The organism is Variovorax sp. 22077, from assembly GCF_052044195.1.
GTDB classification, from domain to species: Bacteria; Pseudomonadota; Gammaproteobacteria; order Burkholderiales; family Burkholderiaceae_C; genus Variovorax; species Variovorax atrisoli.
The window spans coordinates 111,128-130,579 of record NZ_JBQEQC010000002.1 but is presented as its reverse complement, the minus strand read 5'-3'; the positions used below and the strand labels follow the sequence as shown (position 1 = coordinate 130,579).

Sequence of the window (19,452 nt, the reverse complement as noted above, 5' to 3'; positions counted from 1 at the left end):
TGCTGTAGGACATGGCCGTTTATGCGGCCATTTGCGCCGAACGCGGCTCTTCGCTGAGGTAAAACCATCGGATCACCGTGCGCCTCGAAGCGCGCGGGTCCCAGATGTGTTCGATCTTTCCGAAGGAGGCCTGCAATGGGCGTGAGATCCGCTTTTCTTTTCGTCGTCGTGCTGCTCATCGTGGCGCTTGCCGCGCTCAACTGGGGCACGCTGTCCACGCCCACCGAGGTGTGGCTGGGCTTCATGACCGTATCGGCCCCGCTGGGCCTGATCATGCTGGGGCTGACCGCGGTGCTGGCGGCCTTCTTCCTCGTCTACGTGCTGTACCTGCACAGCTCGGTGCTGATCGACACCAAGCGCCACACCAAGGAAATGCAGGCCCAGCGCGAGCTGGCCGACAAGGCGGAAGCCTCGCGCTTCACCGAGCTGCGCAACTTCCTGGAGGCGCAGGAAAACAAGCACATGGCGCAGAACGCAGAGCGCCAGTCGGCGATCCTCGCGCGGCTCGAGCAGCTCGAAACGGCGATCCGCCTGCGCTCGGACCAGACCGACAACACCCTGGCCGCGCACATCGGCCAGCTAGAGGACCGCATCGAGCGCCGGCCGGTGCCGGTGGACATCAACCCGCAGATCTGACGCGGCCGATGCCCGGGGGCGGGCTTACTTCGTCGACAGCACCCAGGCCGCGAGCTTCTTCGCGTCGGCCTCGCTGACCTGGTTGTTCGCCGGCATGGGCACCGGGCCCCACACGCCGGAGCCGCCCTTCATGATCTTGTTGGCGAGGGTGTCGACGGCACCCTTGTCGTCCTTGTACTTGGCAGCCACGTCCTTGAACGAGGGGCCGAGCACCTTGCGCTCGACCGCATGGCAGCTCATGCAGTTCTTCGACGTGGCCAGCGCCAGATCGGCGAAGGCAGGCGCGGCGAGCACGGTGAGGCCGAGGCCCAGGACTGCCGGCAGGAAGACTCTTTTCATGGGTGTAATTGTTAGGGGCTGAGTTACATTCGTCTCAACGCGATTGTAGGTAGTGCCGTGCACGGCACCGGATGCGTTGCCAATACAACCCCGAGGGATTCGCGATGTGGTTTCTGGGATTGGGCCTGCTTGCTCTGGCCCTCAAGTATTTCGAGATCGGCATGGTCGCCACCTGGAGCTGGTGGATCGTGCTGTCGCCGTTCGCAATGGCCGTCGCGTGGTGGGCCTGGGCCGATTCGTCGGGCTACACCAAGCGCAAGATCGTCGAGCGCGAAAACCGCCGCAAGCAGGAGCGCATCGACCGGCAGAAGAACAACATGGGCATCAAGACCACGAACGGGCAGCGCCCGCGCCGCTGAGCGGCCTCTCTCGTCCCGGCCCCGGGTCTTCGCACCGAATGCATCACGCAGGCGTGCCATGGACGAGGAAGCCACCACCCGCGCGCTGATCGTCTTCGGACTTTCGCTGGTGCTCGGCCCGGCCATCGGCGGGGTCGTGGGGTGGCTCAGGAACTTCTTCTGGGCCGTGGGAGTGGGCGCCTTGGTCATCGGCTGCGCGGGCCTTTACGGTGCTGCTTCGCTCGGCTGGAGCCGCTACCAGTCGATCGCCGGCACTGCCAGCGTGCAGGGCAGCCTGGTGGAGTTCGTCGACGAGCAGAGCAAGGACAGCAAGGGCCGCGTCACGGTGTCGCGCGCGCCGGTCGTCGAATACGTCACGCCCGATGGCCAGAAGCGCCGCGTGAAAGGCCTTGGCGGCGGCCTGGCGGACAAGGAATGGGGCGACCCGGTCGAAGTGCGCTACCGCGTGGCCGACCCCGCGCAGGCGCTGGTGGCCGATTTCCAGAACATGTGGGGCGGCGTCTGGGGGCTGGGCATCTTCGGAGCCTTTCCCGCGATGTTCGGCCTGTTCTTCATCGGCATGGCGCGCAGTGAAGCGCGCGAGAAGCAGGGCATCTACACCCGGCCGCAGCCGCGCGAAGCCACGCCAGGCCAGAAGCGCTGGCGCACGCGCGGTACCGTGCTCGCCAACCTCGTCTTCCTGGCCGGCTTCGCGCTCGTGTTCCTGTGGCCCGATCCGAGCCCGATGAAGCAGTTCGGCGCGGGCTTCACGACCATCGGCGCCGGCGCGATCCTGCACTTTCTCGTGCAGAGCCTGCCGCCGGCGATGGATTTCCAGTCGCGCAGCATCCTCGCAATCGTGGGCCTCGGCTTCATCGCCTTCGGCTACGGTGCCTGGATGATGGCTTAGATGGGGTCGCCCCCAGGCTCCGTGCACTTCGCGTCACTTCGCCAATTCCCTCTGGGCGGCGACACCAGGGCCCGGCAAAGCCGGTTCCCCGGTGTTTCATGCAGGGGTCAGAACTTGTCGAGCACCGCGCCCGAGCTTGCGCTCGATGCGTTGAACGCGAACTTCGCCTGCACGCCGCGCGTGTAGCGCGGAGCCGGCGCCTTCCAGCCTTCTCGGCGCTTGGCGATCTCGGCTTCGGGCACGTTCAGCTCGAGCTTGAGCTGGTGTGCGTCGATGGTGATCGAGTCGCCCTCGTTCACGAAGGCGATGGTGCCGCCGGCAGCCGCTTCGGGCGCCACGTGGCCCACGACCATGCCCCAGGTGCCGCCGGAGAAGCGGCCGTCGGTGATGAGGCCCACGCTCTCGCCGAGGCCAGCGCCGATCAGCGCGCCGGTCGGCGCCAGCATCTCGGGCATGCCCGGGCCGCCCTTGGGGCCGAGGTAGCGCAGCACCATCACGTCGCCGGCCTTGATCTTGCCGTCGAGGATCGCCTTGAGCGCCGACTGCTCGTCGTCGAACACGCGCGCCGGGCCGGTGATGACGGGGTTCTTCAGGCCGGTGATCTTCGCGACCGCGCCCTCGGGCGACAGGTTGCCCTTCAGGATCGCGAGGTGGCCTTCGTCGTACATCGGGTTGTCGATGGTGCGGATCACGTCCTGGTCGGCGCGCGGCACGTCCGGCACGTCCTTCAGCACCTCGGCGATGGTCTGGCCGCTGATGGTGATGCAGTCGCCGTGCAGCAGGCCCGCGTTCAGCAGCACCTTCATCACCTGCGGGATGCCGCCGGCCTGGTGCAGGTCGACCGCGAGGTACTTGCCCGAAGGCTTCAGGTCGCAGATCACCGGGACCTTCTTGCGCATGCGCTCGAAGTCGTCGATGGACCAGTCCACGCCCGCGGCGTGCGCGATGGCCAGGAAGTGCAGCACCGCGTTGGTCGAGCCGCCGGTGGCCATGATGACGGCCACGGCGTTCTCGATGGCCTTCTTGGTGACGATGTCGCGCGGCTTCAGGTCCTTCTTGATCGCCTCGATCAGCACCTTGGCCGATTCCTTGGCCGAGTTCTGCTTCTCGTCGTGCGGGTTGGCCATGGTCGAGGAGTAGGGCAGCGACATGCCCAGCGCCTCGAAGGCGCTCGACATGGTGTTGGCGGTGTACATGCCGCCGCACGAACCGGTGCCGGGAATGGCGCGCTTCTCGATTTCCTTCAGGTCCTCGTCGCTCATGTTGCCGGCGGCGTTCTGGCCCACGGCCTCGAACACGCTAACGATGTTGAGGTCCTGGCCCTTGTACCTGCCCGGGAGGATGGTGCCGCCGTAGACGTAGATGGCGGGCACGTTGGCGCGAAGCATGCCCATCATGCCGCCGGGCATGTTCTTGTCGCAGCCGCCGACCACCAGCACGCCGTCCATCCACTGGCCGCCCACGCAGGTCTCGATGCAGTCGGAGATGACTTCGCGGCTGACCAGCGAGTACTTCATGCCCTCGGTGCCCATGGCCATGCCGTCGGAGATGGTGGGTGTGCCGAACACCTGCGCGTTGCCGCCGGCTTCCTCGATGCCTGCGATGGCCGCGTCGGCCAGCTTCTGCAGGCCCGAGTTGCAGGGCGTGATGGTGCTGTGGCCGTTGGCGACGCCGACCATCGGCTTCTTGAAGTCGCCTTCCTCGTAGCCCATGGCGTAGAACATCGAGCGGTTGGGGGCGCGGCTCTTGCCTTCGACGATGTTGGCGCTGCGGCGGTTGATCTGGATTGGCTTGGTGTCCATGGTGTCTCTTGGGTCGTGGGGAGATCGGGGAGCCCAAGTATCGGACTTCTGATTGATTGCTTCCAATCCATTTTCAATCATCGATTGATATGCTCGGCATATGAATGAAGCACTCATCGACCTGCGCGCCTGGCGCCAGTTCGTCGCCGTGGCCGAGGAACTGCACTTCGGCCGCGCCGCGCAGCGGCTGCACATGACGCAGCCGCCGGTCACGCAGGCCATCGCCCAGCTCGAGAAGACGCTGGGCGTGGTGCTGTTCGACCGCACCCGCCGGCGCGTGGCGCTCACGCCCGCCGGCGAGGCGTTGCTGCCCGACGTGCGCGAGCTGCTGGCGCGCGCCGCAGCGCTGCCAGCACGGGCGCGCGCTGCGGCCGCGGGGCAGGTGGGGCGCGTGCGCATCGGCTTCGTCTCGACGGTGGGCTTCGAGCAACTGCCTGCCTGGGTACGCGAATTCCGCGCCCTGTGCCCCGAGGTGGCGCTGGAGCTGGTCGAGGCTACGGGCGACGTGCAGCTCGAAGCCTTCGCACGCGGAGAGATCGACGCCGGCCTGATGCTGCATTCGCCCGGTGCCGCGCCGCCGGGCCTTGCGCGCCTCGCCGTGTCGCAGGAGCCTCTGGTGCTGGCGCTGCCCGAGCGCCACCCGCTCGCGCGTACCGGCAAGCTGCTGCTGGCCGACGTGCTGGCCGAGCCGCTGGTGATCTTTCCGCGCCGCATCGTGCCTTCGCTGCACGACGCCATCTTCGACCTATACCACGCTGCCGGCCGCACGCCGCAGCTCGGGCAGGAGGCCATACAGATGCAGACCATCGTGAACCTCGTCTCGGGCGGCATCGGCGTGGCCTGGGTGCCCGAGAGCGTCACGCAGTTCCGCCGTGCGGGCGTGGTGTACCGTCGCGCCGAGGAGTTCGCGCCGGCCGCGCGACGCCGCAGTCCGCCGGAACTGCCCGGCTGCGAGACCAGCCTGGTATGGCCCGAGGGGGCCGTCGATCCGGCGCTTGCGCGCTTCGTCGACTTCGTGCGCGAGCGCGGCGGCGGTCCGGAGCATCGAGAAGAGGAGGTCGAACGATGACGAAGAGACAAAGCCAGAGACAGAGCCGATTGGCCCGTTGCCTGCGGTCCGCCATGGCGGCCGCTGCGCTGTGCGCGTCGACGGCCATGGCGCAGACGCCGCCCACAGTGCCCCAGTTCAAGGACTACCCGGCCGATGCCCCCTACACCGGCAAGAACCATCCGCTGGTGCTCGACAGCGATTTCGCCCGCAGCTACCGCACCCGGCTGCGCGAGGCGATCGCCACCGGAAAGCCCAGCTTCGCCGGCCGCTACATCGTCACGCGATGGGGCTGCGGCACGGGCGGCTGCAACGTGGGCGCGGTGATCGATGCGAGCACCGGCCATGCCATCAGCATGCCGTTCGCGCTGATGAGCGTGTATCCGCTGAAGCCGCAGTACGATAAGGAAGACGGCCAGGAACTGATCTACAGGCTGTCGAGCCGGCTGCTGGTTCAGGCGGGCGACATCGACAGCTCGAACAGCAGCGGCAAGGACGTGGTCGAGTTCTACGAACTGCGCGACGGCGAGTTCAGGTTCATCCGCAGCGCACCCTACGGACGCGCGGCCCAGTCGAAGCCCTGAGCCGGTCCCATTGATCGGTCAACGCGCCTTTCGCGGCCGGCCCGGCGCAGGCGGCGCTGGCTTGTCGAGCGCATCCGCCAGCACCGTTTCGAGCCACCCCGCGAAGGCCTGCATGCGCCGCGACAGGTTGCGCCGGTGCGGGTACACCAATTGCACCGGCAGCGGCTCGGCGCGCGCGTCGGGCAGCACCTCGACGAGTTCGCCGGCCGCGAGGTGCTCGCGCACGTCGTAGGCCGGGATCTGGATCAGGCCCAGGCCAGCCAGCGCGCAGGCGATGTAGGTCTCGGCATTGTTCGCAGCCACCTGGCTGCGCATGCGCAGCGTCGCGATCTCGCCATCGCTGAGCCATTCCCAGGGCGCGGCGCGACCGCTGGTCGGCGAGGCGTAGTTGACGGCCAGGTGTTCCGGCAGGTCGGCAGGCGTGCGCGGCGTACCGTGCCGCTCCAGGTAGGCCGGGCTCGCGCAGTTGATCAGCGCGAAGTGCCCCAGCGGCCTCGCCACCAGGCTGCTGCTGGTCAACGGGCCCACGCGCAGTGCGCAGTCGATGCCCTCGAGCACGAGATCCACGGCGCGGTCGGTCGAGCCGAGCTCGAGCTCGATCGCCGGATGCCGCTCGAAGAAGTCCGGCAGTGCCGGAGCGATCAGCAGCCGCGCGATGCGGCTGGGCACGTCGACCTTCAGGCGGCCGCTCACCTGGCCGCGCGCAGGGAGGAACTGCTGCTCCATGTCGTCCATGTCGGCCACCAGCGCGCGAGCCCGCTCCAGCGTCGCTTCGCCGTCGGGCGTGAGGCCCACGCGGCGTGTGGTGCGGTGGAGCAGGCGGGTTCCGAGGCGGGTTTCGAGCTGCTGCACGGCGGTGGTGACGCTGGCGCGCGGAAGGCCCAGACGGTCGGCCGCGCGCGTGAAGCTGCCGGTTTCGGCCACGCGCACGAAGACCTGGAGAAGCTCGATGCGGTCCATGGAGAGGGAAAGGCGGAAAGGAATCGGATTGTTCGTGAAATTCTGAACAGTCTAGCCTTGAATGACCTATTTATCTGTGCGGAGGCGATCAATAGACTGGCCGCTCCAGTCACACATCCGAGCTTCAACCAAGGAGGTCATTCCATGTCCGCACGTACGCTCAAGAACAAGGTCGCCGTCATCGCCGGCGGCGGCAAGAACCTCGGCGCCCTCATCGGCCACCAGCTGGTCGATGGCGGCGCCCGGGGCATCGCCATCCACTACAACAGCGACGCCTCGCGCGGCGATGCCGAGAAGACCGCCGCCGAACTCAAGGCCAAGGGCGCCGACACGCTGCTGGTGCAGGGCGACCTCTCGGTGGTCGACAACTGCGTCGGCCTGTTCGACAAGGCGGTGAAGCACTTCGGCCAGGTCGACATCGCGATCAACACCGCCGGCGTGGTCATCAAGAAGCCGATCCTCGAGGTCACCGAGGCCGACTACGACAAGAGCTTCGACGCCAATGCCAAGGCCGCCTTCTTCTTCATCCAGCAGGCCGGCCGCACGCTGGCCGATGGCGGCAGCATCGTCACGCTGGTGAGTTCGCTGCTGGCGGCCTACACGCCGTTCTATGCGATCTACCCGGGCTCGAAGGCCGCGGTGGAGCACTACACGCGCGCCGCATCGAAGGAGTTCGGCGAGCGCGGCATCTCGGTCAACGCCATCGGCCCCGGCCCCATGGACACGCCGTTCTTCTACGGCCAGGAGAGCAAGGAGGCCGTGGAGTACCACAGCAGCGCCGCCGCGCTCAGCAAGTTCTCGAAGAAGGGCCTGACCGACATCGAGGACATCGCACCCATCGTGCGCTTCCTCGTCACCGAGGGCTGGTGGATCACCGGCCAGACGATCTTCGCCAACGGCGGCTACACCACGCGCTGATCGGGCAAGGTGCCGCGAGGAGGACGAGCGACATGCACACGATCTTGGTGATGGGCGGCGGCTTCGTGCTGCTGGCGGTGTTCCTGCTGGCCGGGCGCCTGCTGGGCGACGGCTCTTCGGCGGCGCTGGCCGTGGCGGCCAGGTGGTTCATTCCGGCGTGGTTCGTAGGCGCGGGCATCAACATGGCCGTGGGCGTGATCAAGGCCGGCTATTCGGTGGCGGAGGAACTGCCGATCTTCCTGCTCATCTTCGCGGTGCCGGCCGTGGTCGCGGGGCTCGTGTGGTGGAAGTTCGGGCGCTGATTCCCGTCTGAAAAGCCCCGCCTCGGCCCCGACATCCGGCCGGGGCACAATCCGCGGATGCTCATGTATCCGCATATCGACCCCATCGCCCTGCAAATCGGGCCGGTGGCCATCCATTGGTACGGCCTGACCTATCTGGCCGCCTTCGCGCTGTTCTATTTCCTCGGCACGCGCCGCCTGCGGCACGAGCCTTTCCGCCGTCTGGTGGATGCCGGCGTGTGGCAGCGCAGGGACATCGAGGACATTCTTTTCCTCGGCGTGATGGGCGTCATCGTCGGCGGGCGGCTGGGCTATTGCCTTTTCTACAAGCCCGAGTTCTATCTCACGCATCCGCTCGAGATCCTCTACGTGTGGCAGGGCGGCATGAGCTTCCACGGCGGGCTGCTCGGCGTGATCGGTGCGATGGTGTGGTTCTCGCACTCGCGCAAGCGGCCGTTCTGGCAGGTGATGGACTTCGTCTCGCCCTGCGTGCCGACGGGCCTCGCGGCCGGCCGCGTGGGCAACTTCATCAACGGCGAGCTGTGGGGCCGCTTCAGCAGCCCCGACCTGCCCTGGGGCATGGTGTTTCCGCAGAGCGGATCGATGCTGCCGCGCCATCCCTCGCAGGTCTACCAGTTCCTGCTGGAGGGGCTGCTGCTCTTCGTCGTGATGTGGCTCTACGCGCGCAAGGAGCGCAAGCAGGGGCAGGTGGCCTCGGTGTTCCTCATCGGCTACGGCGTGCTGCGCTTCGTGGCCGAGTTCTTCCGCGAGCCCGACGACTTCCTCGGCCTGCGAGCGCTCAACCTGAGCCAGGGGCAGTGGCTGAGCATCCCGATGATCATCGCGGGCATCGGGCTGTGGTTGTGGTTCGGCCGCACCGGCAGCAAGACGGCCACCGCCGCGCGCGCCTGAGCTTCCACGAAAAGGGCCCCTCGGGGCCCTTTGTCTTAAGGGTAACTACCCGCCGCTCATTCGACGCGCGGCACTTGCGCCGGCCGGTGGGCAGGCTCAGAATTACGCGTAATTACAGGAAATTATGCGGCCCTGATCCATGCGCCTGGTCCCCAACTCCCTGCACGACGAAGTCGCCGCCACGCTGCGCGAGCAGATCTTCGACGGCTCGCTGGCCCCCGGCAGCTTCGTCGACGAGATCGCCCTGTGCGAGCGGCTCTCCATCTCGCGCACGCCGTTGCGCGAAGCGCTCAAGGTGCTCACGGCCGAGGGCCTGCTGCGCCACGAGCCGCGCCGCGGCTGCTTCGTCAACGAGGTGACCGAGCGCGACCTCGACGAGATCTTCCCGGTCATCGCGCTGCTCGAAGGCCGCTGCGCCTACGAGGCGGCCCGCAACGCCAGCGACGCCGAGCTGCAGGAGCTCGACGCGCTGCACGAGCGTCTCGTGCGGCATGCCAGGGCCAAGCGCATCAACGACTACTACGCCACCAATCACATCATCCACGAGGCGATCATCAAGCTGGCCGACAACAGGTGGCTGGCCCAGGTCATCGGCGACCTGCGCAAGATCCTCAAGCTCGCCCGGCTGCAGCAGCTGCATGCGCCGGGGCGGCTCGAGCAGAGCCTGTCGGAGCACCTGGCCGTGTTCGCGGCGCTGAAGGCGCGCGACAGCGAAGGCGCCGACGCCGCCATGCGCACGCACCTGACCCGCCAGCGCGAGGCGCTGCGCGAGGTCGCGCGCCAGCAGAAGTCCAGGGTGATGTCGTGACGATTCTTCCAAGCATTGGAGTGCCCCGATGAGTGCGACCGAATGGTTCCAGGCGCGGCTGCGTTCTGGCGAGAAATCCAAAGTGCCCATGGCGCCCGAGGGCGCGGCAAAGAGCGCTCCGCGCAATGCGCCCAAGCCCAGCGTCCGCACGACCTCCGAACGCCTGCAGGCCACCCTGCGCAAGGCCGACGAGGCCCTGTCGCCGCGCGCGCTGCGCCGTGTGCTGGCCGACCTGCAGGCCGTGATCGACCCGCGCGTGAGCGAGGTCGAGGGCGGCCGCCGCGCGCATGCCATTGCCGACGCCTACCGCGCCGCCACGGCCGACGAGCGCCGCGACTACTGGGCACTCATGAGCGAGCATTTCGCCGCCGATGCGCAGAAGCTCAAGGCGGCACGCGACCAGCACCAGGCAGCCGTCGGCACGCCCGACGAGGGCCAGGCCGAGCTGCGCCTGCGCCGCGCGCTGGTGTCGCCGCGCATGCGCCTGCTGCAGCGCTTCGCTGTCGAGCCCGAGGGCATGCGCTTCCTGGTGGACCTGCGCGCCGACCTGCTGCCGTGCCTGAAGGCCGACAAGCGCCTGCTCGCGCTCGACGCGGAGCTAGAGCAGCTCTTCTCCACCTGGTTCGACGTCGCCTTCCTCGAGCTGCGCCGCATCGACTGGGATTCGCCGGCGTCGCTGATCGAGAAGCTCATCCGCTACGAGGCGGTGCACGACATCAAGAGCTGGTCCGACGTGAAGAACCGGCTCGACGACAGCGATCGCCGCTGCTACGGCTTCTTCCATCCGCGCCTGCCCAACGAGCCGCTGATCTTCGTCGAGGTGGCGCTCGTCGACCGCATCAGCGACGGCATCACGCCGCTGCTCGACGAAACCGCGGTGCCGGTGCCCGCCGCCCGGGCCACCACGGCCATCTTCTATTCGATCAGCAACACGCAGAACGGCCTGCGCGGCGTGAGCTTCGGCGACTCGCTCATCAAGCGCGTGGTCGAGACGCTGCAGGAAGAGCTGCCGCGGCTGAAGACCTTCGCCACGCTCTCGCCCATTCCGGGCTTCCGCACCTGGCTCGTGAAGAACGCAGCCGACCTGCTGCCGCGCCTGGACGAGAAGCGCGAGGCCGAGCTGGGTCGCCTGGTCGGCTCGCTGCCTCCCACGGCCGAACGGCTGCTCGCCGCGGCGGATGGCGCCGCCAGCTTCGACGCCAAGTCGCCGCTGCGCCAGTGGCTGATGCAGGCTGCGGCCGAATACCTCGGGCGCGCGCTGGTCGACGGCACGCCGGCCGATCCGGTGGCGCGCTTCCACCTGGGCAACGGCGCGCGCGTCGAGCGCCTGAACTGGGCGGGCGATCCTTCGCCCAAGGGGCACAAGCAGTCCTACGGACTCATGGTCAACTACCTCTATGACCTCAAGCGCCTGGACAAGCACCGCGCCTGGCTCGCCGAGGGCAGGGTGGCAGTATCGGGAGACGTGGAAAGCCTGTATTTCAAGAAAGGCTGAGGTCCGCCGAAAGAGCAAGCAGAGGACGTAGAAGAAGTAGAGGAAGTCGAAGCAGAGCAAAGAGCCGGTGCGCAAAACGGCCGGCAGCCGCACGGGGCGGCAAGATCCACAACGACACACAGGAGATGAGACAAATGAACCCAAGCTTTCAGCGCCGCGACGTACTGCGCGTGGCCGCCGCCGGTGCGGCCGTTCTGTGCGGTGCCGCGCGCGCCCAGCAGGGCTGGCCGACCAAGCCCGTGACGATGATCGTGCCGTTCCCGGCCGGCGGCGGCACGGACGCCTTCGCGCGGCCGCTGTCGGGGCAGTTCTCGCGCGTCGCGGGCCAGACGCTGGTCATCGACAACCGCGGCGGGGCAGGGGGCACGCTGGGCGCCAGCATCGCCGCCAAGGCGCCGGCCGACGGCTACACGCTCTTCATGGGCGCGGTGCACCACGCGATCGCGCCGTCCATCTACCCGAGGCTCGACTACGACATCGAGAAAGACTTCGTGCCGCTGATGCTGCTGGCCAACGTGCCGCAGGTGGTGGTCATCAACCCGAAGCGGGTGCAGGCCAACACGATCCAGGAATTCATCGCGCTGGCGAAGCGCAACCCCGGCAAGTTCAACTACGGTTCCGCCGGCTCCGGCACCTCGCACCACCTGGCGGGCGAGCTCTTCAAGATCCAGACCGGCACCTTCATCACGCACATTCCGTACCGCGGCGCTGGCCCGGCGCTGTCGGACCTGATCTCGGGCAACGTCGACCTGATGTTCGACGGCCTGGGCTCCTCGGCGCAGCACATCAAGAGCGGCCGGATCAAGGCGCTGATGGTGGCCGGCACCAAGCGCAACCCGGCCTTCCCCGACGTGCCATGCGCCGCCGAGGTGGGCCTGCCCGAGTACACCGTGACCACCTGGTACGGCCTGTGGGCGCCCAAGGGCACGCCGGCCGACACGCAGGCGCGCGCCATCGACGACATGAAGAAGTCGCTGGCCACCGACGACCTGAAGGGCATCTGGGCCCAGAACGGTTCAGAGATCCCGAACCTCACCACCACCGCCTACGGCAGCTTCGTCAATGCCGAGATCAAGCGCTGGGCCGCGGTGGTGAAGGCCTCGGGCGCCAAGCTCGAATGACGACTGGAAGCGCCATCTCCCTGCGCCGCGAAGGCGCCATCGCGGTCGTCACGCTGTCGAACGCGGGGCGCCTCAACGCCATGACGCGCGCCATGTGGCGCGAACTGCGCGCAGTGTTCGACGGCCTGCGCAGCGACGGCGACAGCGCACTACGCTGCGTGATCGTGCGCGGCGAGGGCGGGGCCTTCTGCGCGGGTGGAGACATTTCCGAGTACCCGTCGTTCCGCTTCAGCGAGCCCAGCCTGCGCGAGTTCCATGAGAACGAGGTCTGGGCTGCACTGCAGGCGATGCTCGACTGCCCGCTGCCGCTGGTCGCGCAGATCGAGGGCGCCTGCATGGGCGCGGGCATCGAGATCGCGAGCTGCTGCGACATCCGCCTGGCCGGCGCGTCCGCGAAGTTCGGTGCGCCCATCGCCAAGCTCGGTTTCCCGATGGCGCCGCGCGAAGCGGCGCTGGTCCATGGCGCCATCGGCGACGTGCTCGCGCGCGACATGCTGCTGGCCGCCGGCGTGCATGGTGCGCAGCGCCTGTACGACGCAGGCTTTCTGCTGCAGGTGCTGCCCGACAACGAAGTTCCGCTCGCTGCCCAGTCGCACGCCGAGCGCATCGCCGCGCTCTCCCCGCAGGCCGCGCGCCTGCACAAGGCCACCTTCGCCGTGCTGCGCGCCGGCGCACCTTCGGCCCACGGCCTGCTGGCCACCGCCTACGATTACGCCGATTCCGCGGAACACCGCGAGGGCATCGCCGCCTTCCTTGCCAAGCGCACCCCGAATTTCTGAAGCCAAGCCAAGCAATCGTCCGAATGAAGAAGTCCGCCAACGCCAACCTGTTCGCCGCCCTGCGCGCGGCATTCCCTGCCGACCTCGACGGCATCGCCGTCGAAACCGACAGCGGCCTGTTCTATTCCTGGCGCGACCTCGAACGCGCCAGCGCCATGATCGCCAACCTGCTCGACGCTCTGAAGCTGGAGAAGGGCGCGCGCATCGCGGTGCAGGTCGAGAAGTCGGTCGAGGCGATGCTGCTGTACCTCGCCACGCTGCGCGCGGGCTACGTGTTCCTGCCTCTGAACACCGCCTACCAGAGCGCAGAGATCGAATACTTCATCGGCAACGCAGAGCCGGCCGTGGTGGTGTGTACCAGCCGCAACGCCTCGTGGGTCGCGCCCATCGCCACCGCGGCGGGGACGAAGCACGTCTTCACGCTGGACGACGACCGCACCGGCACGCTGCTCGACGTGGCCGCGCAGTGCAGCGACCAGCACTTGCCCGCGCAGCGCAAGGCCGACGACATGGCCGCCATCCTCTACACCAGCGGCACCACCGGACGCAGCAAGGGCGCGATGCTCACGCACGGCAACCTGCTGTCGAACGCCGAGGTGCTGAAGGACTACTGGGGCTGGACCGAAGGCGATGTGCTGATCCATGCGCTGCCCATCTTCCACGTGCACGGGCTGTTCGTCGCGCTGCACGGCGCGCTGCTCAACGGCAGCAAGATCCTGTGGTTCGCGAAGTTCGATCCGAAGCGCGTCGTGCAGAAGCTGCCCGAGGCCACCGTGTTCATGGGCGTGCCCACGCTGTACGTGCGCCTGCTGGCCGAGCCGGGGCTCACGCGCGAGGCGGTGCGCAACATGCGCCTGTTCATCGCGGGCTCGGCGCCGCTGCTCATCGAGACCTTCGACGAATGGCGCGAGCGCACCGGCCACACCATCCTGGAGCGCTACGGCATGAGCGAGACGGTCATGCTCACCTCCAATCCCTACCGGCCGGAGCAGGGCGAGCGCCGCGGCGGCACCGTGGGCTTCGCGCTGCCTGGCGTGCAGCTGCGCGTGCGCGACGACGGCGGCCGCGACTGCACCACCGACGAGATCGGCAACATCGAGGTCAGCGGCCCCAACGTGTTCGCGGGCTACTGGCGCATGCCCGAGAAGACGAAGGAGGAGTTCACCGCCGACGGCTTCTTCAAGACCGGCGACGTGGGCAAGATCGACGGCCGGGGCTACATCACCATCGTCGGGCGCAGCAAGGACCTGATCATCAGCGGCGGCTACAACGTGTATCCGGCCGAGATCGAGGGCTACATCAACGAGATGGTGGGCGTGGCCGAAAGCGCCGTCGTCGGCGTGCCGCACCCCGACTTCGGCGAGGTGGGCGTGGCCATCGTCATCCCGAAGGCGGGCGCGGCGCTGGACGGCGACGCCATCGTGGCGGAGCTCAAGTCGAAGCTTGCCAACTTCAAGATCCCCAAGCGCTGCTTCGTGGTGCCCGAGCTGCCGCGCAACGCCATGGGCAAGGTGCAGAAGGCGCTGCTGCGTACCGAGCACAAGGGGCTGTTCGCAGCCTGAGCCCGCGGCCTGAGCCGTCGGGTCAGGCCCCGGCGGTCGCTGGCTCGAGTCCGTTCATCAGCCCGCTGCCCGCGTGGCAGTTGACGTACTCGTAGCTCTGCTCGTCGGCCTTGAGCACCGACACCTCGTGGTACACGCGCAGCTGCAGCTGGAAGTTCAGCGCCTGCACGTAGCGCATGAAGCTGCCGAAGATCGCGACGTGCGTGGGATGCGACTCGGCCCAGCGCTCCATGTCGGCCAGCGAGCGCCAGTAGCTCAGCCCGAAGGACTTCTGCAGCGGTGCGCCCAGTGCGCCGAGGTGGCTCATGTAGCGGTTGCTGTAGCAGCCGATGGGCAGGCCCTGGTCGCGCAGGAAGTCCATGCCCTCGCGCAGCACGGGCTCCATGTCCTCGAGATAGAGCCTGCGTTCCTGCCCGGTGGTGTCGGTCCACTCCTGGCCGGAGCGGATCATCGCGATGTTCTCGTGCCCTGCGATGCGCACGCGCTGCCCCGGAGCCGGTGCGCCCGCGATCACCGCCCGCGCGCCCGAGGGCGCCATCGCATCGGTTTGCGACAGCGGGATGCGGTCGCGCATCGAACCCCAGTAGCCGTGCTCCTGCAGCTCGCCGCTGACGCCGCCCATCACCACGCCGACGCCCTCGAAGCGGTCGGGCGTGTTGAACATGGTCTCGAAGTGCTCGACGCGGGGCGAGGCGATCTCGCGGAAGTAGCCGAGGCCTTCCCTGAGGCGCTCGTCGGAGCACCACCAGGCGTCGATGGCCGGCGTCGCGCACCAGCGGGCGTAGGCGGCGGGGTCGCTCCAGTAGGCGATGGCGATCATGTTGTCGAAGCCCTGCGCGTCGACATGGTGCGTCAGGTCGTGATGGCCGGGGCCGTCGGGCAGGGCGAAGTCGCGAGCGATCTTCATCAGCGCGGTGCAGGCGCGGCCCTGCATCTCGGGGCCTCGCGACTGCACGCCGAAGTAGCCCATCACGACCTGCTTCACCGACACAGGGGCGCGGGCCGACCACACCGGGTATGGCGGCACGTAGTCGTCTTCCACGCGACGGTGGCGCGTGCGGGGGCACCTCAGGTGCGCGTCGATGGCGGATTCCATGGCTTGCTCCGAGGGTTCAGGCGGCGACGGGCTCGGGCATGCCGGCTTCGGGCTCAGGCGACGTCGCATGCTGCACCACGACAGGCTCGCGGCGCGTCTTGTTGAGCAGCAGTTGCGTGACGTCGGGCCGCGAGTAGTGGCCGCTGGGGTCGGCGGCGGCCTTGGCGAGCGAGATCATGCCGAGGTCGATGTCGGCGACGACCAGGCCTTCCTCGTCTTCCGCCAGCGGGGTGCCCAGCGGCGAGCCGTCGGGCGCGTAGATGCGCGCGTAGCCGCCGCCGATGCGCAGCATCTGCTGCTTGCCGGCGTCGGTGCACATCAGCTCGCTCATGGCCTTCGACACGGTGGCGCAGGGCGCGATCACGAAGCACTGGCCCTCGGCGGCGTAGACCTGGCTCGCGGCGTTGTTGACCTCGGGCCCCAGCGCGTAGGCCGCGCCGCGGTACAGCGAGAAGCTCGGCCATGCGCCGCAGTGGATCTGCTCGTTCTGCGAATACATCGCGTACTTGCTCAGCGGCTGCAGGTGCTCCCAGCACGAGAGCGAGCCGATGTTGCCCAGCGGTGTCTCGACCACGGCGAGGTCGGAGCCGTCGCCCTCGCCGAACACCGTGCGCTCCACGTGCGTGGGCTTGAGCTTGCGCCGCGTCTGCACGGTGCGGCCCTGGTCGTCGATGAGCGCCTGCGCGATGTAGAGGCTGCCGGCCGCCTTCTCGCTGTAGCCGAGCGACACCCAGATGCCGAGCCTGCGCGCCGCCTGCGCGACGCGCTCGAACTCGGCCGAGCCGACGACCAGCGAGTTGTCGTGGTAGCGCTGCACGAACTGCATGCCCCAGGCCGGCGAATCGAGCCAGATCCACCACGGGTAGCCGGGCACCCAGGTCTCGGGAAAGGCGATGAGCTTCACCCCCTGTTTCGCGGCCTGCGCCATGAGGTCGATGGTCTTCTCGATGGTGCCGTCGAGGTCGAGGAACACGGGGGCGGCCTGCACTGCGGCAACGCGCAGCTTGGGATGGACGGTGGTCGGCATGAAAGTTCTCCAGATGCAATCGAAGTAACGGGGCGTGGACCGCAGGCACCGGGTTTGCGCTGTGGCATGCGGGTTGCTTGAAGCGTAGATTCGCGCCGCCTGAACGCCTTGACCCGGTTTGGCGGCGTTCTTGTTCCAGCGTTGCATCCGTTCGCTGCCCCTGAGGCCTTCCGAGGAACCCCGATGACCCAGCTGCTCAGTACCGACGCCGTCCCGCGCGACCAGCGGCTCGCCTACTGGACCGACATGATCTGCAACGTCTACGTGCAGCTGGGCTGCGACCCGGTACGCGAGGGCGATTCGGGCGATTTCGAGGGCAGCATCCGCCAGCACACGCTGCCGGGGCTCGACGTGTCGGTCGTCACCTCGAGCCCGCAGAAGGTGATGCGCACGCCGGGACACATCTCGCATTCGAGCGACGACTACTTCCTCGTGAGCATCCAGGCGCGCGGCCGGGGCGTGGTGCGGCAGGACGGGCGCGACGCGGTGCTGTCGGCCGGCGACTTCGCGCTGTACGACAGCACGCGGCCCTACCAGCTGCTGTTCGACGAATCATTCGAGCAGATCGTGCTCAAGCTGCCCGGCGAGCGTCTGCGCAGCGAGCTGCGCGATACGCAGGCGCTCACGGCCACCACCGTTTCGGGCCGCGAGGGCGCGGGGCACCTGCTGCTGGGAATGATCCGCACGCTGCGCGAGGACATCGACACGCTGCAGCCGGCCTCGGCCCTCGCGGTGGCCAACGGCGTTCAGAACATCCTGGTGGCCGGACTGCAGACGCTGCCTGCGGCGAGCGCGCCCTCGCTGAGCAACCTCACGGCGTACCACCTCGCGCGGGTCAAGCGGCGCATCGACGAGCAGCTTGCGGACCCTTCGCTTTCGGTGAGCACGCTGGCCGCGGAGCTGGGCGTGTCGGTCAGCCACATCCACCGCGTGTTCAGGAGCGAGCCGCTCACGCCGTCGCAATACATCTGGGAGCGCCGGCTGGAGGCCTGCAGCCGCGACCTGCTGGAGCCGCGCCTCGCGGGCCGGCCCGTGGCCGACATCGCCTACGGCAGGGGATTCAACGACGCGGCGCATTTCAGCCGCGCGTTCAAGGAGCGTTTCGGCTGCTCGCCGCGCGAATGGCGGCAGCAGCGGATCCAGTAGCCTCGGCAGGAGGCCGCCGGAGCGTCGATCAGCCGTGCAGGCCCTTCCAGAGCATGTAGGCCGCCAGCAGGTAGAGGATGCTCGCGAACACGCGCTTGAGCTTCTTCACCGGCAGGCTGTGCGCGGCCTTCGCGCCCAGGGGCGCCGTCAGCACGCTGCACAGCGCGATCACCGCCAGCGCGGGCAGCCAGATGTAGCCGAAGGAGCCGGCCGGCAGGCCCTGCACCGACTGCCCGCTGACCGCATAGCCCAGCACGTTCGCCACCGCGATCGGGAAGCCCAGCGCCGCGCTGGTCGCCACCGCGTTGTGGATCGACACGTTGCACCACGTCATGAACGGCACGCTGATGAAGCCGCCGCCGGCACCCACCAGGCCCGAGATGAAGCCGATGGCACCGCCCGCGGCGAGCTGGCCGCCGGTGCCCGGCATCTGCCGCGTGGGCGCGGGCTTCTTGTCGAGGAACATCTGCGTGGCCGAGAAGCCCACGAAGAGCGCGAAGAAGATCGCCAGCGCCGTGCCCTTGAGCAGCGCGAACACGCCGAGACTGCCCACCAGGCTGCCGATGACGATGCCGGGCGCGAGGCGCCGCACGATCTCCCAGCGCACCGCGCCGCGCTTGTGATGCGCGCGCACGCTCGACACCGAGGTGAAGATGATGGTCGCCATCGAGGTCGCGATAGCCATCTTCACCGAGAGGTCGGCCGGCACGCCGCGGTGGCCCATGATGATCGTGATGAAGGGCACCATCAGCATGCCGCCGCCGATGCCCAGCAGGCCTGCGAGGAAACCGGTGCCGAGCCCGAGGGCGGCAAGTTCGACGATGAGGAGGGGATCGAGCAGGCTGGAGACGTTCACGGAAATTCTGTATCGCAAAAAGCAACGGCCCCGAGCAATGTGTGCAAGGGGCCGTGGCGGAATTAGGTGTCTGCAAGTGGGCGCCGGACTCGCATCCTGAACCGGGGTTCAGGTGGGCGAGGGCAGCAGGACTTCGGGTTCATCTGACGCGAGATGATCACACCCGTCGAGCGATTTACCAAGCCCGGCTCCGTAGAGCATTGGAACAAGGACATATAAAGCCCAACGCGCACCGCAGACAGTTCGGATTTTACCGCTGCAGCCCTGCCGGCGGAACCCGCTCAGAGCAAATGTCCATCGCCCGCCAGGGCCTGATCGAGTCTTTGAATGAGCTGGGCGGCCTTCGGGTCGGTGTCTGTGGTATCGGCTGGCGCCGCCGGTGCGGCGGGCGCGCTGGCGGCTGCCTGTTGCGCGGCAAGGTCGAATGCGAGGTTCAGCGAGGCCAGTACCGCGATGCGGTCGCGGGCCTTGACCTTTCCCGCATCGCGGATCTTGCACATGGCGGCATCCACGCGTTCGACGGCTTCGCGCAGCTGCGCCTCGCCTCCGTCGGGACAGCCGAGCAGATAGCTCTGTCCCATGATCTGTACTTCAATCTGCTTCATGCGGGGGAGTCTTCGGAAGGTGGTTCAGCCGGCAGCCGTTCGAGCAGGGCGTCGAGGCGGGTGCGGGCCGCGACGAGCCGCGACTTCAGTGCGTCGCGTTCGCGCGTGAGCGCATCGACCTGTTCCTGCAGCAGCGCGTTGGTGCGCTGCACCTCTTCGTGACGCACGAGCAGTCGTTCGACGCGCTCGGCGATCTGGTCGATGGGGCTGGAGGCGGGCATGGTTGGCG

General features: G+C 68.1%; 22 protein-coding genes. 14 read left to right on the top strand and 8 right to left on the bottom strand.

Going from position 1 to position 19,452, the window contains the following annotated elements; genetic code table 11:
• Positions 1 to 135 precede the first annotated feature (135 nt).
• Entirely contained in the window at positions 136 to 636 is a 501-nt protein-coding gene (locus ACTJLF_RS03095; protein ID WP_126182024.1) for a LapA family protein, read from the top strand.
• 24 nt (positions 637 to 660) lie between these two features.
• On the opposite strand, the gene ACTJLF_RS03090 is transcribed toward ACTJLF_RS03095, so the two are convergent.
• Positions 661 to 975, bottom strand: a complete 315-nt coding sequence (locus ACTJLF_RS03090; RefSeq protein ID WP_019652345.1) for a c-type cytochrome — start codon at positions 973 to 975, stop codon at positions 661 to 663.
• A 104-nt stretch (positions 976 to 1,079) separates the two neighbouring features.
• Here ACTJLF_RS03090 and ACTJLF_RS03085 point away from each other — a divergent pair, with 104 nt between their 5' ends.
• Both ACTJLF_RS03085 and ACTJLF_RS03080 read left to right on the top strand, forming a co-directional pair.
• Positions 1,080 to 1,334 carry a TIGR04438 family Trp-rich protein gene (locus ACTJLF_RS03085; RefSeq protein ID WP_019652346.1) on the top strand — a complete coding sequence of 85 codons (255 nt, stop codon included), beginning with the start codon at positions 1,080 to 1,082 and terminating at the stop codon, positions 1,332 to 1,334.
• Positions 1,335 to 1,392: 58 nt separating this feature from the next.
• Positions 1,393 to 2,223: a DUF3592 domain-containing protein gene (locus ACTJLF_RS03080; RefSeq protein WP_440882463.1), complete on the top strand. Its 831-nt coding sequence runs from the start codon at positions 1,393 to 1,395 to the stop codon at positions 2,221 to 2,223.
• Between the two features lie 107 nt (positions 2,224 to 2,330).
• Here the strand turns inward: ACTJLF_RS03080 and ilvD are convergent, their stop codons facing one another.
• On the bottom strand, positions 2,331 to 4,025 hold the full coding sequence (gene ilvD / locus ACTJLF_RS03075; protein ID WP_019652348.1) for a dihydroxy-acid dehydratase: 1,695 nt from the start codon (positions 4,023 to 4,025) through the stop codon (positions 2,331 to 2,333).
• 100 nt (positions 4,026 to 4,125) lie between these two features.
• Here ilvD and ACTJLF_RS03070 point away from each other — a divergent pair, with 100 nt between their 5' ends.
• Positions 4,126 to 5,094 (top strand): LysR family transcriptional regulator, encoded by a 969-nt coding sequence (locus ACTJLF_RS03070; RefSeq protein ID WP_132798036.1) that lies wholly within the window; start codon positions 4,126 to 4,128, stop codon positions 5,092 to 5,094.
• Positions 5,091 to 5,657, top strand: a complete 567-nt coding sequence (locus tag ACTJLF_RS03065) for a hypothetical protein (protein WP_440882462.1) — start codon at positions 5,091 to 5,093, stop codon at positions 5,655 to 5,657. Before ACTJLF_RS03070 ends, ACTJLF_RS03065 begins: the two co-directional genes overlap by 4 nt.
• A gap of 18 nt (positions 5,658 to 5,675) precedes the next feature.
• On the opposite strand, the gene ACTJLF_RS03060 is transcribed toward ACTJLF_RS03065, so the two are convergent.
• Positions 5,676 to 6,617 carry a LysR family transcriptional regulator gene (locus ACTJLF_RS03060; RefSeq protein WP_019652351.1) on the bottom strand — a complete coding sequence of 314 codons (942 nt, stop codon included), beginning with the start codon at positions 6,615 to 6,617 and terminating at the stop codon, positions 5,676 to 5,678.
• 144 nt (positions 6,618 to 6,761) lie between these two features.
• Here ACTJLF_RS03060 and ACTJLF_RS03055 point away from each other — a divergent pair, with 144 nt between their 5' ends.
• The 8 genes from ACTJLF_RS03055 (at position 6,762) to ACTJLF_RS03020 (ending at position 14,493) form a co-directional block, all read left to right on the top strand.
• Positions 6,762 to 7,535: an SDR family oxidoreductase gene (locus ACTJLF_RS03055; RefSeq protein WP_440882461.1), complete on the top strand. Its 774-nt coding sequence runs from the start codon at positions 6,762 to 6,764 to the stop codon at positions 7,533 to 7,535.
• A gap of 32 nt (positions 7,536 to 7,567) precedes the next feature.
• Positions 7,568 to 7,837 carry a hypothetical protein gene (locus ACTJLF_RS03050; protein ID WP_019652353.1) on the top strand — a complete coding sequence of 90 codons (270 nt, stop codon included), beginning with the start codon at positions 7,568 to 7,570 and terminating at the stop codon, positions 7,835 to 7,837.
• Positions 7,838 to 7,894: 57 nt separating this feature from the next.
• Positions 7,895 to 8,728: a prolipoprotein diacylglyceryl transferase gene (gene lgt, locus ACTJLF_RS03045; protein ID WP_019652354.1), complete on the top strand. Its 834-nt coding sequence runs from the start codon at positions 7,895 to 7,897 to the stop codon at positions 8,726 to 8,728.
• A 139-nt stretch (positions 8,729 to 8,867) separates the two neighbouring features.
• Complete coding sequence (locus tag ACTJLF_RS03040; protein WP_019652355.1) at positions 8,868 to 9,536, top strand: GntR family transcriptional regulator; 669 nt, start codon at positions 8,868 to 8,870, stop codon at positions 9,534 to 9,536.
• Positions 9,537 to 9,564: 28 nt separating this feature from the next.
• A complete protein-coding gene (locus tag ACTJLF_RS03035) occupies positions 9,565 to 11,031 on the top strand; it encodes a malonyl-CoA decarboxylase (RefSeq protein WP_440882460.1) in 1,467 nt (488 codons plus the stop codon).
• Positions 11,032 to 11,165: 134 nt separating this feature from the next.
• Positions 11,166 to 12,152, top strand: coding sequence for a Bug family tripartite tricarboxylate transporter substrate binding protein (locus tag ACTJLF_RS03030; RefSeq protein WP_354408939.1), 987 nt, complete (start codon positions 11,166 to 11,168; stop codon positions 12,150 to 12,152).
• The gene (locus ACTJLF_RS03025; protein WP_354408936.1) at positions 12,149 to 12,931 is read left to right on the top strand and encodes an enoyl-CoA hydratase/isomerase family protein; all 783 of its coding nucleotides are present in this window, start codon (positions 12,149 to 12,151) and stop codon (positions 12,929 to 12,931) included. Before ACTJLF_RS03030 ends, ACTJLF_RS03025 begins: the two co-directional genes overlap by 4 nt.
• A 23-nt stretch (positions 12,932 to 12,954) precedes the next feature.
• Positions 12,955 to 14,493 carry a malonate--CoA ligase gene (locus ACTJLF_RS03020; protein WP_440882459.1) on the top strand — a complete coding sequence of 513 codons (1,539 nt, stop codon included), beginning with the start codon at positions 12,955 to 12,957 and terminating at the stop codon, positions 14,491 to 14,493.
• A gap of 22 nt (positions 14,494 to 14,515) precedes the next feature.
• Here the strand turns inward: ACTJLF_RS03020 and ACTJLF_RS03015 are convergent, their stop codons facing one another.
• Together ACTJLF_RS03015 and ACTJLF_RS03010 are read right to left on the bottom strand one after the other, a co-directional pair.
• The gene (locus ACTJLF_RS03015; RefSeq protein WP_132751166.1) at positions 14,516 to 15,589 is read right to left on the bottom strand and encodes a phenylacetaldoxime dehydratase family protein; all 1,074 of its coding nucleotides are present in this window, start codon (positions 15,587 to 15,589) and stop codon (positions 14,516 to 14,518) included.
• A gap of 16 nt (positions 15,590 to 15,605) precedes the next feature.
• Positions 15,606 to 16,616 carry a carbon-nitrogen hydrolase family protein gene (locus ACTJLF_RS03010; RefSeq protein ID WP_132751165.1) on the bottom strand — a complete coding sequence of 337 codons (1,011 nt, stop codon included), beginning with the start codon at positions 16,614 to 16,616 and terminating at the stop codon, positions 15,606 to 15,608.
• A gap of 183 nt (positions 16,617 to 16,799) precedes the next feature.
• On the opposite strand from ACTJLF_RS03010, the gene ACTJLF_RS03005 reads away from it, so the two are divergent.
• The gene (locus ACTJLF_RS03005; RefSeq protein ID WP_132751164.1) at positions 16,800 to 17,762 is read left to right on the top strand and encodes a helix-turn-helix domain-containing protein; all 963 of its coding nucleotides are present in this window, start codon (positions 16,800 to 16,802) and stop codon (positions 17,760 to 17,762) included.
• Positions 17,763 to 17,790: 28 nt separating this feature from the next.
• Here ACTJLF_RS03005 and ACTJLF_RS03000 read toward each other — a convergent pair whose 3' ends face one another.
• The 3 genes from ACTJLF_RS03000 to ACTJLF_RS02990 all read right to left on the bottom strand — a co-directional run bounded on the left by ACTJLF_RS03000 (position 17,791) and on the right by ACTJLF_RS02990 (position 19,444).
• Entirely contained in the window at positions 17,791 to 18,618 is an 828-nt protein-coding gene (locus tag ACTJLF_RS03000) for a sulfite exporter TauE/SafE family protein (RefSeq protein WP_126182011.1), read from the bottom strand.
• 281 nt (positions 18,619 to 18,899) lie between these two features.
• Positions 18,900 to 19,223, bottom strand: coding sequence for a cell division protein ZapA (locus ACTJLF_RS02995; RefSeq protein ID WP_019652364.1), 324 nt, complete (start codon positions 19,221 to 19,223; stop codon positions 18,900 to 18,902).
• Complete coding sequence (locus ACTJLF_RS02990; RefSeq protein ID WP_019652365.1) at positions 19,220 to 19,444, bottom strand: hypothetical protein; 225 nt, start codon at positions 19,442 to 19,444, stop codon at positions 19,220 to 19,222. Before ACTJLF_RS02990 ends, ACTJLF_RS02995 begins: the two co-directional genes overlap by 4 nt.
• Positions 19,445 to 19,452: the final 8 nt, after the last annotated feature.

Coding starts and splice junctions, on each gene's coding strand:
- ACTJLF_RS03095 (WP_126182024.1), top strand. CDS start 136: ATGGGCGTGAGATCCGCTTTTCTTTTCGTCGTCGTGCTGCTCATCGTG.
- ACTJLF_RS03090 (WP_019652345.1), bottom strand. CDS start 975: ATGAAAAGAGTCTTCCTGCCGGCAGTCCTGGGCCTCGGCCTCACCGTG.
- ACTJLF_RS03085 (WP_019652346.1), top strand. CDS start 1,080: ATGTGGTTTCTGGGATTGGGCCTGCTTGCTCTGGCCCTCAAGTATTTC.
- ACTJLF_RS03080 (WP_440882463.1), top strand. CDS start 1,393: ATGGACGAGGAAGCCACCACCCGCGCGCTGATCGTCTTCGGACTTTCG.
- ilvD (WP_019652348.1), bottom strand. CDS start 4,025: ATGGACACCAAGCCAATCCAGATCAACCGCCGCAGCGCCAACATCGTC.
- ACTJLF_RS03070 (WP_132798036.1), top strand. CDS start 4,126: ATGAATGAAGCACTCATCGACCTGCGCGCCTGGCGCCAGTTCGTCGCC.
- ACTJLF_RS03065 (WP_440882462.1), top strand. CDS start 5,091: ATGACGAAGAGACAAAGCCAGAGACAGAGCCGATTGGCCCGTTGCCTG.
- ACTJLF_RS03060 (WP_019652351.1), bottom strand. CDS start 6,617: ATGGACCGCATCGAGCTTCTCCAGGTCTTCGTGCGCGTGGCCGAAACC.
- ACTJLF_RS03055 (WP_440882461.1), top strand. CDS start 6,762: ATGTCCGCACGTACGCTCAAGAACAAGGTCGCCGTCATCGCCGGCGGC.
- ACTJLF_RS03050 (WP_019652353.1), top strand. CDS start 7,568: ATGCACACGATCTTGGTGATGGGCGGCGGCTTCGTGCTGCTGGCGGTG.
- lgt (WP_019652354.1), top strand. CDS start 7,895: ATGCTCATGTATCCGCATATCGACCCCATCGCCCTGCAAATCGGGCCG.
- ACTJLF_RS03040 (WP_019652355.1), top strand. CDS start 8,868: ATGCGCCTGGTCCCCAACTCCCTGCACGACGAAGTCGCCGCCACGCTG.
- ACTJLF_RS03035 (WP_440882460.1), top strand. CDS start 9,565: ATGAGTGCGACCGAATGGTTCCAGGCGCGGCTGCGTTCTGGCGAGAAA.
- ACTJLF_RS03030 (WP_354408939.1), top strand. CDS start 11,166: ATGAACCCAAGCTTTCAGCGCCGCGACGTACTGCGCGTGGCCGCCGCC.
- ACTJLF_RS03025 (WP_354408936.1), top strand. CDS start 12,149: ATGACGACTGGAAGCGCCATCTCCCTGCGCCGCGAAGGCGCCATCGCG.
- ACTJLF_RS03020 (WP_440882459.1), top strand. CDS start 12,955: ATGAAGAAGTCCGCCAACGCCAACCTGTTCGCCGCCCTGCGCGCGGCA.
- ACTJLF_RS03015 (WP_132751166.1), bottom strand. CDS start 15,589: ATGGAATCCGCCATCGACGCGCACCTGAGGTGCCCCCGCACGCGCCAC.
- ACTJLF_RS03010 (WP_132751165.1), bottom strand. CDS start 16,616: ATGCCGACCACCGTCCATCCCAAGCTGCGCGTTGCCGCAGTGCAGGCC.
- ACTJLF_RS03005 (WP_132751164.1), top strand. CDS start 16,800: ATGACCCAGCTGCTCAGTACCGACGCCGTCCCGCGCGACCAGCGGCTC.
- ACTJLF_RS02995 (WP_019652364.1), bottom strand. CDS start 19,223: ATGAAGCAGATTGAAGTACAGATCATGGGACAGAGCTATCTGCTCGGC.
- ACTJLF_RS02990 (WP_019652365.1), bottom strand. CDS start 19,444: ATGCCCGCCTCCAGCCCCATCGACCAGATCGCCGAGCGCGTCGAACGA.